11 protein-coding genes and 1 pseudogene are annotated in these 14015 nt (G+C 37.0%); 1 reads left to right on the top strand and 11 read right to left on the bottom strand.

Annotated features, from left to right (window positions below):
• The first annotated feature begins 533 nt into the window (after positions 1-533).
• Positions 534-1412 carry an aldose 1-epimerase family protein gene (locus tag AC6HVZ_RS16700; RefSeq protein WP_497559272.1) on the top strand — a complete coding sequence of 293 codons (879 nt, stop codon included), beginning with the start codon at positions 534-536 and terminating at the stop codon, positions 1410-1412.
• A 530-nt stretch (positions 1413-1942) separates the two neighbouring features.
• Here AC6HVZ_RS16700 and AC6HVZ_RS16695 read toward each other — a convergent pair.
• The 11 genes and pseudogenes from AC6HVZ_RS16695 to AC6HVZ_RS16645 all read right to left on the bottom strand — a co-directional run.
• Positions 1943-2869 (bottom strand): hexose kinase, encoded by a 927-nt coding sequence (locus tag AC6HVZ_RS16695; protein ID WP_497559271.1) that lies wholly within the window; start codon positions 2867-2869, stop codon positions 1943-1945.
• Positions 2870-3252: 383 nt separating this feature from the next.
• The gene (gene lacD / locus AC6HVZ_RS16690; protein WP_497559270.1) at positions 3253-4215 is read right to left on the bottom strand and encodes a tagatose-bisphosphate aldolase; all 963 of its coding nucleotides are present in this window, start codon (positions 4213-4215) and stop codon (positions 3253-3255) included.
• Between the two features lie 50 nt (positions 4216-4265).
• Positions 4266-5441, bottom strand: a complete 1176-nt coding sequence (locus AC6HVZ_RS16685; protein WP_497559269.1) for an SIS domain-containing protein — start codon at positions 5439-5441, stop codon at positions 4266-4268.
• 565 nt (positions 5442-6006) lie between these two features.
• Entirely contained in the window at positions 6007-6723 is a 717-nt protein-coding gene (locus AC6HVZ_RS16680; protein WP_497559268.1) for a GntR family transcriptional regulator, read from the bottom strand.
• A 99-nt stretch (positions 6724-6822) separates the two neighbouring features.
• Positions 6823-7815 (bottom strand): LacI family DNA-binding transcriptional regulator, encoded by a 993-nt coding sequence (locus AC6HVZ_RS16675; RefSeq protein WP_497559267.1) that lies wholly within the window; start codon positions 7813-7815, stop codon positions 6823-6825.
• A 94-nt stretch (positions 7816-7909) separates the two neighbouring features.
• On the bottom strand, positions 7910-9166 hold the full coding sequence (locus AC6HVZ_RS16670; RefSeq protein ID WP_497559266.1) for a Gfo/Idh/MocA family protein: 1257 nt from the start codon (positions 9164-9166) through the stop codon (positions 7910-7912).
• A 121-nt stretch (positions 9167-9287) separates the two neighbouring features.
• Positions 9288-10115, bottom strand: a complete 828-nt coding sequence (locus AC6HVZ_RS16665) for a carbohydrate ABC transporter permease (protein ID WP_497559265.1) — start codon at positions 10113-10115, stop codon at positions 9288-9290.
• A gap of 14 nt (positions 10116-10129) precedes the next feature.
• Complete coding sequence (locus AC6HVZ_RS16660; RefSeq protein WP_497559264.1) at positions 10130-11047, bottom strand: carbohydrate ABC transporter permease; 918 nt, start codon at positions 11045-11047, stop codon at positions 10130-10132.
• A gap of 33 nt (positions 11048-11080) precedes the next feature.
• The gene (locus AC6HVZ_RS16655; protein ID WP_497559263.1) at positions 11081-12337 is read right to left on the bottom strand and encodes an ABC transporter substrate-binding protein; all 1257 of its coding nucleotides are present in this window, start codon (positions 12335-12337) and stop codon (positions 11081-11083) included.
• Positions 12338-12407: 70 nt separating this feature from the next.
• Positions 12408-13328, bottom strand: a complete 921-nt coding sequence (locus AC6HVZ_RS16650; protein ID WP_497559262.1) for an ROK family protein — start codon at positions 13326-13328, stop codon at positions 12408-12410.
• Positions 13329-13810: 482 nt separating this feature from the next.
• A pseudogene (locus AC6HVZ_RS16645) lies at positions 13811-13948 on the bottom strand (ROK family protein); the annotation flags it as partial.
• Positions 13949-14015: the final 67 nt, after the last annotated feature.

The following is a 14015-nucleotide window of genomic DNA, read 5'->3' as shown; positions in this document are numbered from 1 at the left end:
GAAATGGTTAAGCGTTTGCATTTTTGGGAGGGGGTGCGCGGGTTCTGGGTGGGGGTGCACGGCTTCCGGGTGGGGGGCGGAGTTGAGAGATATTCGGGAATGTTGAGAGACACCGCTGTGAAGCTGAGAGACTTTTGGGAAAGTCGAGAGACACACCCGAATAGTTGAGAGACGCACTTGAAAAGTTGAGAGGCGCACTTGAAAAGTTGAGAGGCGCACTTGAAAAGTTGAGAGACGCACTCGCATAGTTGAGAGATAATCCTAATTTTCAGCATTATCTCTCAACTTCCAGCCACTTTCTCTCAACTTTGATCAGATTTGTTTCAACTTCGCAATACTTTCTCTCAACTTCGGCATGCTGTATCTCAACTTTTGGATCATATCTCTCACCCTCAGTAACTACTAATTCCTTATAGAAACTCCGTTATGACGGAAGGTGTTTTCAGTATTCGCTTCCTTTACATTTTTTTAGTGAAGTTTGCTATAATAACGGATAAAGGCTTGATATTACAGCAATAGATCGGAGGAAATAAATGATCGTTATAGAAAACAATACACTCAAAGTAACCATTGCAAAAGACGGTGCAGAAGTGCGTGAAGTAATCCATAAACAAAACAACTTAAGCTACATGTGGACTGGGGATGAACACTATTGGGGCAGAGTGTCACCGGTATTATTTCCAATTGTAGGTCGATTAAAAGGAGATCAATATCAGGTCGAAGGAGAAACCTACAGCTTGTCGCAGCATGGTTTTCTGCGTGATGTTGAATTTGAAATGGATAAACAAAAGGCGGATGCAGTTTCTTTCATATTCAGGTCAGAAGGAAAGTTCACTGATGTTTACCCTTACGAATTCAAAGCAACCATTCACTATAAGTTAAAAGAGGATTCTCTCCTTGTTCAATGGGAGATAACAAATGAGAACAATGACGACATGTATTTTTCCATCGGTGGACACCCTGCATTTCGGATCCCGCTTTTTGAAGAGGAAGCTTTGGAAGATTACTATTTAACACTCGGCCAAACTGAAAATCAGAATATACTTGAATATGAAATAAAGGACTCGCTTATTCACGAAAAAGGAATGGCTCACAATTTCGAGAGGATTCCGCTCAAACCATCCCTATTTAAAAATGATGCACTTATTTACAGCAATATCGATCAAGTGACAGTTGAATCCAACAAATCAAATCATGGTATTGAAGTTACATTAAAGGATTTTCCATTTGTAGGGATCTGGTCAAAATATAATGAACAGGACCAGACGATCGCTCCGTTCGTTTGCATTGAGCCCTGGCATGGCATTGCGGATTTGCATAATGCGACTGGAAATTTGAAAGAAAAGTTTGGGATCGTTAAGCTTGGATCAGGAGGGATTTTTCAGACGGGATATGGGATGAGGTTTAAATAAGTGAGAGAATAAAACTTGGCCTGTATGAGAATTAACAGTGTAATAGATTAATTTTATTGTACACATTAAAGATCACCCCAGCTGCTGATCGGAGATATTGACAATTTCCCAAATTACAGTTTCTCCACAATCATCTGTGCAAACTGCAAGGAACTATTGCAGCAACAATTCCCCATATTACAGTAGCTCTTGTGCATTTTGCGATATACACCTTACATCATTTTCCGGCTCTTATGCCCAAAACGACATGTGTTAGGCTCTTACGCATCATAAAACGGTGTAAAAAAATAGTAGTGTCATTATGTCCAATGGGATACTGATAATTAATAAATTTGCAGAGGATACCGAAAAATCGATAAATGCATAAGAGCCATGTATTAGTTCATGTTTAAAAGATAATTAACTTCTCGATAAGCACATTCAGAATGTACTTATCGAGAAGTGCGTAAGAACCCATTTTCCAACGATTCGTATCGTTTAAACATAAAGACAGACACCTTAGATCTACATCGCTTAATGCGCAAAATCCATTACAGTTTCTCGACAATCATCTGCTCCACACACCAATCAACCTTCCCTGGATTAACCTGCCCAGTCATTTCTTCCATTGCATTTAAAACGCCCATTGCCAGCCCAAATTTAATCAGCGCTTCATCAGACAAACCACGGGACAAGCCAGCCGCAAAACCTGCAATTACCGAATCACCTGAACCTACTGGATTAACCGCATGAACCCTTGGTGCCTTCACTCGATAAATAGAGTGATTATGCTTCACGATTGCACCATCTGCTCCAAGTGTAACCACTACCCAGGCGACACCAGCAAATAACGGCGAATGTAACGCTTCTATCCTATCCGTTTCATTACTCAACTCTCTCCCAAGCAATTCAGCAAGCTCTGCATGATTCGGTTTAATTAAGTACGGCATTTTACCATTCTTCAGCGTGTGATCTAGCAATTCGCCCTTTGTATCCAGCAAAACACGTATCCCTTGTTCACCAGCTATTTCAAGAACTTGATTATAATAGTTATTTGGTAACCCTTTGGATAGACTTCCAGATATGGTAACGATTTTAGCTTCTTGTACAAATTCAGCAAATCTCTTTAGGAAAAAGTCAGCTTCGTTACTGGAAATAGTTGGCCCATTTTCCAGTATTTCTGTCTGCATTCCATCATGGATCACCGCAATACAATTACGCGTAGCTCCATTGATTTCCACAAAATAATTATGGATACCAAGCCTGGAAATTTCTTTACTGATAAAATTCCCTAAGCTTCCTCCCAGAAATCCCGTTGCTGCAACATCCTCTCCAAGCTGATGAAGAACTCTGGTAACATTTAACCCTTTTCCACCAGCCGTCTTTGAAACGTCTTCAACGCGATTCACTGTATCTAACAAAAAGTCTCCTGGAAGCTTGTAACTAATATCGACTGATGGGTTCAAGGTAATTGTCATTATCAAAAAGGACCACCTCATTTCAAATATATTTTAGTTGGAAATTCTCCAGGAAAATCTAACAACGGTTGCAATAGCTATGAATCAAGCAACTATCGCTATAGCTTTAAAGCTACGCGCTGCCCTCAATTTAGCAACCAACCACTATCGCTATAGCTTTAAACCCAGCAACCATTTTACTATAGTTTTCATTCTAATTACCGCTGCCCTCGATTAGCTTCTAGCTACATCGCTATAGCTATGAATCCCGCAACCGTCACTATCGTTTTAAATCTAATATAACCACCGCACTCGCATTAGCAGCCAGCAGCTATCGCTATAGCTAAAATCCAGCAGCCGTTACGATAGCTTTAATTCTAGCAACTAAAGCAATAACTATGAATCTAATAGCCGCAATCAGACGCAGTTACCTCAAGTATCTTATTTAACTTAGTAATATTTTCCTTGCCATTCGTTTGCAACCAATCACCCGCCGCGATTTCGCCTTCATCTTTATATAAATAAGCCGCTCCACTCCAAGTAGCCCTACCACATAATACCCCATGAAAAACCGCTTGTGCTTCTTTTGCAAATTTCAACGTTTCCTGGAATAATTCCGCACTCACCCCTGCACTCAGGAAGATATATGGAAGATCCGTAGCATCACTTTGTTCTTTGAAAAAACGAGCTGCTTTTTCCTTTGTATAAACAAAGTCCCCTTGTGCATAACCTTCTACAAAATTCATCGTTACCGGTACTTCAACTTTTAGTACATCCACATTAAATCTTTTTTCTGAAAAATGCTTCATCGATTCAATCACTTTATGTGGCTTCAATTCAGCATATTCCTTCCCTTTCGTATCCGCAATTTCCTCTGAGTAAGTTAATATTTCAAGGAAAAATGGAACATCCTCAGCAAGACACTCTGAACCAATTCTTTCAATAAATACATCCTTTTTCTCATTCACACCACTGTGATCATCTATATCATGATAAATTAACACCTTGATGCCATCTGCACCTTTTTCGACCAACCGTTTTACAGACCATTCTGGAAGTAGGCTGGGAAATCGTCCTCTTTCTGTCGTATCATAGCCAGTTTTCTCATAAGCAACAAGCAGCCCACAATCTTCAGCTTTACTCTTTACTGCTGGCCAGCCATATTCAGGATCTAATAGAATTGCCGAAGCATGAGGTGTCAGCTGCTTGGAAACCAATGACTTAAATGATTCAATCTCACCAACTGATGTTTCCTCCCCCATCATTCTTTTAAGTGCACCTCTTTGATCAATTGCAAGCGCACTGAAATAACCATTTGCATTCATTAATTTCTTTAATCTTTTCGTTTTACGTTCACTATTTTTCATGAATTTTCTCCCCTTTTTTAGATGTTTGATTGTTTTACCATACATGAAGCCTACCCTTCATATTCATGGATTGTAACACCTTTTACCACCCGACTGATTGCCCCAGTTGGACTAGGATTATCTGGAGTGATGCCAAGCTGTAGTGACTTTTTCATCGCTAAAACTTGGGCAAAAATGATATATAGTAAGCATAATTGGAAATCACTTTCTAGCGCATTTTTGTTGAAATTGACTGGAATTATCCAATCCGCAAGCTGCTCCACTTCTTCCTCTTTTTTCTCTGTAAGTACAATCACCTTCATCTCGGACGCTGTTCTGGCCAGCTCCCGTAAAATATCCAGATCATATTTCCTTGTATATGGATCACGGGAAAGGAAGAGAACAACAGCTGACTTATCATTCAAAATTGATTTCGGGCCATGACGAAAGCCGAGAGATGACTCATGAAGTGCTACCACTTTCCCTGCAGTTAATTCCAGCATTTTCAATGAGGCCTCATGTGATAATTGGGCAAGAGAACCAGAACCTAGGTAGACAATACGATCAAAATCAAATTTCAAAATAGCATCAATATCGTCTGCTACTATATCAACGAATTTTTCCGCATTGGCAATCACCTGACTGATTCCATTTCCGGTAAATGCTCCTGGACGAAAAAGTTCATAGGCAGTAATAATCATACTGGAGAAGCTACTAGTCATAGCGAGTGACTGATCATTTGCCTTTTCTGGCATCAAAATAGTAATACTATTACGATCATGCTTTATGTTCTTCGCTAATTGTCCTTCTTTATTACAAGTAATAACAACCTGGTAAAAGGCTTCAATCATTTTCTGCCCCAGAGCAACGGTGGCCAGGCTTTCCGGGCTATTTCCTGAACGCGCAAAGGAGACCATGATTGTTGGTATATCCTTAAACAGGTATTCATTTGGATTGGAAACAATATCAGTTGTTGGGATTGCTTCAAACTGAATGGAAGCTTCGTTTTCCCTGTTTAACACAGGAGCAACCGTATCCCCAATAAACGCAGATGTCCCTGCACCAGTCAGAATCACACGTACCTGCTCATGCTTTTCATAAATGGATTCAATAAATTCTCTATAGGAATCTTTTTGCAAAAAATACATGGATACTAAATCCTTCCACACAGCAGGCTGCTGATAAATTTCTGTTGCCGTGTGTGTTGCATTTTGTTCCTTGATTTCATCATTGGTTAAATTAAACAACTATAATTCCTCCCTTTTACTGTAAGTTTTCATTCGTGTTGCGCTTATGCAATATAATTTATTTTATCGCATGACTTCTCGTAGATAATGTGTGACTTCCTTTGTTATTAAGCGAACTTCTTGGACTCCTATGCGAATTCCCATTGCTAACCTGCGACTACATTGGATAGTCAGCAAATTCTCTTGGGTCTTGAGCTAATTTTAATAGGTTTTATGTAATTCCTTTGCATCTTAAGTGAACTTTCTTAGCTCATGCGACTTCCTTTCATCTTGAGTGAATTTCCTTGACTCCTATGCGAATTCTTTGCATCTTGAGTGAACTTCCTGCGCTCATTCGACTTCCATTTATCCTGAATAAACTTCCTTAGTCTGATGCGAATCCCTTACATCTTGTGCGAACTTTCTTAGCTCATGCGACTTCCTTAAATATGGGGCCAATTCTCATAACTAATGTCCCGACTTCCTTGAACCTCGCATACTTCCTCCATGATGAGATTCACTCGTGGTAATGTCATCATAACCAGTTATACTTTTTAAAAACTCTATTAATTTATTAATAGAGTTTTTATCTCAATTCAACGGTATAATCAAACTTATCTCCACGTGTTATACTAATCGTATATTCAATTAGCCGGTCATGGTGATATGCATACCGTCTAATGAGCATGGCAGACTGATTTGGTTCCATTTGTAAATAGACTGCCTCTTTTTCTCTGGTAAGGGTTGCAGAAAACCGTTCTATTGCCTTTGTTACAACAACCTGATAATCATTATAAAAAACATCATACATTGGACTTTCTTCAAGAGCCGTCTTTGTCAAATTCGGGAATAGCTTCTTCGGCAAATAAGAAGTCTCATACATTAAAGGCTCATCATCAGCAAGGCGGAGGCGAACAATTGAAAAAACCTCCTCACCAGCATCAAGATCCATTTTTTCTGCGAGTTGTTCATTAACAGCTATCTCTTTGAATTCCAATACTTTTGTGGTTGGATTCTTGCCCATTTCTTTCATTTCCTCTGTAAAACTATAAAGCTTCACTAAATTCTGCTGAATCGTTTTAGAAGAAACAAATGTCCCTTTTCCATGTAATTTGTAGATATAGCCTTCCCGCTCCAGTTCTTGCAAAGCCTGTCTGATAGTAATTCGACTCAGCTGATAAATCTCGCATAATTCCCTTTCTGATGGTAGTTTTTCATGTTCTCCGTATTCCTGTTTATCGATTTTTTTTATTAGGTCTTCCATTAATTGCAGATATAAAGGAACTTTACTTCGCTTATCCAACCTTTTTGATACACCTCCACTCAAGTGGTTATTACCAGTTAAGATTAGTTTACAATATTTATTGAAAATCGGCAAGGGGGAAAGGAATGATTGCCAGACTTAAACCTTAACACTCTTCCTAATAACAAGCTTGGTGGCTACAAACACTTTTTTCGGAATCTTCCTGCCTTCGAGCCGTTCGATCATTGTATCTACAGCTGTTTCCCCCATAATTTCCGTATACACCTTAACCGTACTAAGTGATGGGTAAACATATTTCGAAACAGACATATCATTTAATCCAATCACACTGACTCGATCCGGAATAGCGATACCTGCTTCGTGAAGTGCACGCAAACTTCCAATTGCCATGACATCACTACTAGTAAAAAAAGCTGTTGGTAAATTATCGCCAAGCTCATCAATGGCTTGCTTCATCAATGTATAACCATCTTCTACAGAAAATGATCCCACATAAAGAAACTGCTCATTAAACAACTCTTTTTCCTTCAAATAAGTTTGGAATGTCTTTTCACGAAGATCCACCAGAGGCTCATTATCCCCTTTTAAAAGCTCCCTGCCACCAATATAACCGATGTTTTTATGATCTGTTTCAATAAAATAATCAATTATTTTTTGTGTTGCTCTTTCAAAATCGATAACAACTGCATCGTATTTATCTTCATCCGGACTGTAATCAACAAAGACAACATTTGGATTAACCTTTATTAATTCCTTTACCTGTGTGGTACTGAACTTTCCCACAGCAATAATCCCTTTCACCTCATCAGCAGCAATTTCAGGTAAACTATCAAAAAAATATATTTCGGAATCCATATCCAATGCTTTACAGCGCTGTTCAATGCCTAGGCGAATCGATAAATAATAAAGATCACTTAATTCTTCTTTTTCAGTATACCAGTGAACTACTGCAATTTTTTCGCCCACATATTTATTGGTAGTTCGCTTACGATAGGACAACTCCTCAGCCGCTTCAAAGATTTTCTTCTTGGTTGAATCTGCAACAGATAAACTCGCATCATAATTTAGAACCCGCGATACTGTTGCCGGAGAAACGCCAGCTTTTTGTGCTATATCTTTAATTGTAGCCACATCATTCACCTACTCCAAATATTCCATCCTCTACTAATCTTATGGTACCATTTTAGTTGAAAAAATAGTATGAAATTACAACTCCTTCCAACAATTATCTATGTATTTCATAATAGTCTTCAATATTAATTACTTTTCCATTCTCAAGTCTTGATGTTTCTGCAGCAAACGCCAGCAAATGACTTTCCAGTGATACGGCTGCAGATGATCTGCTTTCCTGACCATTATAATTTCGTACTTCATTTAAAAAATCTCTCACGATTCCTTCATCGCCACCACCATGGCCGCTAAGTGGTTTATTTAAGTTGATTACTGTTTCATTTTGCGTCAGAAAATCAAATACGGAAATAGCATTTTCATCCATTTTCCCTCTAATTTCACCTTTTGTTCCCATAATCTGAACGATACGTGTCTGTTCTCTTGTAAAACCACACATACTGAATGTTGCTGTGGCACCTGACGCAAATTCCAGATTAACAACTTGATGATCAACTACATTATTATCTGATTGATAAACACATTTACCATATGGTGTTGTGTTAAGCGCTTCAATAATTCCTTCCCGTGAATGATCAGTCGTGAATTTCTTTGCCCAACCTTTTCCTTGACCTAAATAATATCTTCCAGCATGAAAGGGACATTCATTTTCCACAGGACACCCATCCAAACAACGTAATGGCGCTCCTTCAGGTTTGTTTGCATCATTAAAATGCATGAGTGAACCAAACGAGCTCACATTTTTACATTTCTGATCCATTAAATACATCAAAATATCCATGTCATGACAGGACTTTTGCAGAATCATTGGACTCGATTTATCACTATTGTTCCAATTTCCCCGCACAAAGCTATGCGACATATGCATAATTTCAACATTTTCATTTAATTGAATGGACACAATCTCACCAATTTTGCCATCATCTATAATCTGTTTGATATTTTGCCAAAAAGGGGTATACCTTAGTACATGACATATTGTCAGCAATTTATTATGCTTTCTTGCTGTTTCCACCATCGAGATACATTCTTCAGGATCAGGTGACATTGGCTTTTCCAACAGGACATGATACCCTTGTTCAATTGCCTTGATAGTTGGCTTGTAATGATCACGATCCAGTGTGCAAATAAAAGCAACATCTGCATCCAAGTCCTCTTTCAATAAATCCTCCCATGTGGAAAAGCATCGGTCTTCTGGCAGTGCGTAATTTTGAGCAAAAGCCTTTCTACGCAAAGGATTCAGTTCAGCTACTGCAACAAATTCTAATTCATGGGGGAAGTTTGTTGCATATGGAGCATAGGCTTTCGCTCCTCTGTCACCTGCTCCAATTAATATTGCTTTTGTTTTCTTCAAGATTATATACTCCTTTCATCATTTATTGACTTATTAAAATAACTGTTTAGCTAAAGAAAACTAAGGGGTTCTCTAAAAGCTCCCCCTTAATCTTCTTAAAAGCTATTTCAGAATTATTGTCTTATCCTTTCTTTCCACTCAGTGCTATTCCTTCAACAAAGGCTTTTTGGAAGAACATAAAGATAATGATCAGTGGCCACGACGCCAAAAATGTTCCTGCCATAAGAATTGGATAGTTTGTACTATATTGCCCTTGTAGGGATGCTAAACCAGCTGACAAAGGCATCTTATCAGGTGAACTATTAACAATTAAAGGCCACAAAAAGTCATTCCAAGACCAGATCACAGTAAATATAGCAAGTGCTATTAACCCTGGCTTTGCCAGCGGAAGCATGATTTTCCAATAAATCTGGAAATGGTTACACCCATCAATTTTTGCAGCTTCTTCTAATTCATCAGGCATAGTCATAAAGAATTGTCTTAATAAGAACGTACCAAATGCACTAAATAACCCTGGCAACACAAGTGCTGATAGTGTATTAAGCAATCCTAGATTAGCAATAATTTGATATTGCGGTATCAAAAATGCTTGCGGAGGAATCATCAACACAGATAGATACAAAATAAAGAAAAAGTTTCTACCAGGAAATTTTATACGTGCAAAGGCATAAGCTGCCAACGAACACAAAAATAATTGTCCTATTGTCTTTGCTACAGTAGTTATAAATGTATTCCAGTAAAACCCAGCAAAGGGAAATGATTGAAATACTTCTTTATAATTACTCCACTGAAAAATAGCTGGAAATATCTTAGGGGGAACTTGAGCAGCCTCCCCTACAGTTTTAAGTGAGGTTAATATCATCCATAAAAATGGACTCACCATTATCACTGCACCTAATATCAATATTACATGTATCAAAATTTTTCGTGGTTTACTAATACTATCCATAAAATCACCTTCTCCTAATCATAGTGAACCCATCGTTTTTGCAATCTAAATTGAACAATTGTTAATACTAGAATAATGATAAACAAAACAAATGCTATCGCAGCTGCTATACCTTTATCACCAATTACAAATGCATAATGATAAAATAGATAAATTACCGATTGCGCACTATCAATTGCAGGATTTGTTGGGCTAACCATCATAAAAATAAAATCAAATACTTGGAAGGCGGATATAAATGAAATAACGGCTACGAAAAATATTGTTGGTGAAAGTAATGGCAACGTTATTCTAAAAAAGGAATATACTACCCCTGCTCCATCTAAAGATGCCGCTTCATATAAAGTTTTTGGAATCCCTTGTAACCCAGATAATAGAATAACCATGTTGGTACCTATAACACTCCATGCCCCAACAACAATGATCGATATCAGAACCCAATCAGGATCTGTTAACCAGTTGGGACCATTTATTGAAAACCATGCCAGTACTTGATTAATAACTCCGTATTCAGAGTTATATAACCATTTCCAAATCATCCCTATAGCTGCAGGCATTGTCACTACAGGTAGAAAATACAGTGTTCTATATACCGTTAATCCTTTAATTTTTTGATTTAATAAAGCTGCAACTAATATAGAAATTGCTATACTAACAGGTACCATTACAAATGCATATATTAATGTATTTTTAAATGTCTGCCATATTTCTGGATCATTTATTATCTCTTTATAATTATCTAATCCTATCCATGAATAGTTTCCAAAGTCTCCCCAATCGTTAAAACTATAATAGAAGGTTTGAAAGACGGGGAAGATATAGAAAATTAGCAAGCCTATTAATGTAGGTGCAATGAATAAATAGCCCCAAAATATGTCATTCTTTCTTTTTTTAGATTTTAATCGCTTATGTGGCTTACTATTACTTATCAATACTGATCACCCCAAATTTGCTAAACTATCCACTTATTCATTCGCTAAAACATTTTCCATTTCCTTATCAATTATCTCACTTGCCTCTTCAACTGTTAATTGACCAGCCCATGCTTTTGCTAGATTATCCTGAATTATTGTAGCCCACTCTGATGTGTTTTTGGATACAGGATAAGGCTCAGATACATCTGCCATATCTAAAAATGCTTGTAAATTGAAGTTCGGTGTCGATTCAACCCATGCATCTTGTGTACCTTCATATGCAGGAATTATCCCTGACTCAGCTTGCATTTTGGCAGCCTTTTCTGAGCTTAAAAATTTCACAAACTCCCAAGCTGCATCTTTGTTTTTCGAATTTGATGCTATAACGTTTCCTAATCCATGTATTACGTTAGACCGCTTATTCATTTCTGGTAATACCGCTACATCAACATTCTCATTTGTGTATTCATTCGCCTTAAACTGCGGAATCATATAAGATGCTTGGAACATCATACCTACCTTCCCTGACTCAAACATACTCACAGCTTCTGTAGTTTCCATCTGTGCATGTGTCGGTGAAACTTCATCTTTATGAATTAAATCATGGTATTTTTGTATACCTTCTATTGTATTTGGGTCATCAAATCCAGCTTGAGTTTTATCTTCAGAAATAATATAACCATCATTTGCTAGAATTGTATTAAAATATGTTGCTTGTGGATCTTGAATAAATGCTGCAATTCCGTAAACACCTTCATCGGAATCTGTTAACGTTTTCGCTGCATCAACAAGATCTTCCCACTTCCAGGAATCATCAGGATAACTAATTCCTGCATCATCAAAAAGCTGTTTATTGTACCATAACCCAATAGTGTCATAATCTTTTGGCAATGCATATCTTTTATTTTCATATTGATAAAGACCTAATAATCCTTCTGGATATGGTGATGTATCAAGATCATCATCAGAGATATATTCATCTATAGGTTCTATCATGTCATTAGAAGCATATTTCACAAAGTTCGGACCATTCATCCAGAAAACATCAGGCAATCCACCACCAGTAGCAGCAGCATCCAGTTTTGTAAAATATTGGTCATATGGTGTTAATTCTAAAGTTACTTTGATATTTGGATATTCTGTATTGAATTCTTCAACTATGCCCTTTAACATAGCTTCTTGATTCTTATCCCAATAAGCGTATTTTATAGTAGATTCATCATCTGCATTAGCTTGTTCATCATCAGTAGAACAAGCTGCTAAAACAATCACCACAAGCATACTGAACAACAAGAGAATTTTTTTCATTAATACCACTCCTCGTATATTTTTTATAGTCTCTTAATTAAAAGAACACTATTTGAAACTAAATTAAATTTCACTTGATTAAACCTTCCAATTCTTTAAGCCCCATCAATCCTGCTCCAACAATTCCAGAGTCACCTTTCAATTTGCTTGTCTCCATGTGATCCAGAATACTTTGCTGCTCTTCAATTAAGTATTTTTTTATTGAGCTTTTTACTAAATCAAGTAAATATGGATGATTATTTATCACTCCTCCACCAAAAACGATTATATGAGGATCCAATAAACATATAATGGAATATAAACCATGTGCGATCGATTCAACAATTTCATTCAAAGTTTTTATTGAAACTTCATTTCCCTTTTCATATTCCAAAAAGAAGTCACGTGTTGTCATAGTTGGGTCATTAAAGCGTTCTATTGCAACTCTTTGAATTCCAGGACCCGAGGCCGACTGTTCTAAACTATTAAATCCATTCTTCGTCGTTTTAGCTATGACAGGAAATAAACCAATTTCCCCCGCAAAACCATTTCCTCTAACAAATGAACCTTCATGAATAATTGAGCAAGAAACTCCTGTGCTGATAGTTACATACACAAACGTACCTTTTTCCATTAAATTGGATAATTTCCATTCTGCATATGCTGCCATATAAACATCATTATCAATTACAACTTTTGTCACAGGAAACCTTTCCTGCAGACGGTTTTTGATCGGAAAATTACTCCATGGTAAATTGTTTTGATAAATGGCTATTCCTTTTTCTCGTTCAACTTTTCCAGGAACCCCAATCCCCATCCCCTCAATTTTTTCCAAGGAAATTTCAGATTCATTCAGAACCATCTCAATACACTTTACTACTTGTTCAAACATCCTCTCTTTATCTTCTGTATTGCTTTTCACCTGTGTTCGGTAGTGGATTTTACCATTATGATCAGTAATAACTGTAGCTATTTTTGTACCACCTATATCCACACCTATCGAAAAACTCAATCTAGTCACCTCGTAATCTACCTATATGTTTACGCTTACACTTGATAAAAAATATTTAGTAAATGAATAACTAAATATTTTACTAAAAGGTAACATATGATTTAAACAATGTCTATAGAAATATTAAAATTTTTTAATAATTATTTATTTAATCTCAATGGGTTTACTGAAAATTATACATTTAGCCCAAGTTTTGAAGATAATCCTTCCATATATTGAATTAGTAAGTACTCTAGTATGTGAATAACTTTTGTAATCCTTAATGAAATAAATGATTTTAAAACCTTGTTACAACACGACTTCGAATGAGTGATTTTACCGTTTGTAACTACATTTTTTAAGGAGAATACCCAAAACCCATACTAGAGTGTTGATTGTGAAGTAATGTCAACAAAATCAAGTTAAAAATAACGGATATAGTTAATTAAATAAATTAACTATATCCGTTATTTTTAGTGGTTCTATAAATTTGGAGTGAAACTGCCAAACCAAGCCTCCCCCAACGCCATCGCCCGAGCATCATTTTCAATTTTAATAATGACATTAAATTCCTTCTCGAGCTCTTCTTTTACCGGAATCTTGGTTAACCCAAGATTTGGCGCAATTAGGGATCTTCCTGTCGGTGTTTGTCAATATAGTTGTCGCATTTACTAAATTATAATTATCTTTTTCTTGTCCGTTTGCCCG

The sequence above is a fragment of the Oceanobacillus sp. NCCP-135 genome, from assembly GCF_059698015.1.
Note: the sequence above shows the minus strand (reverse complement) of the source record. Positions and strands in the feature narration are given on the sequence as shown.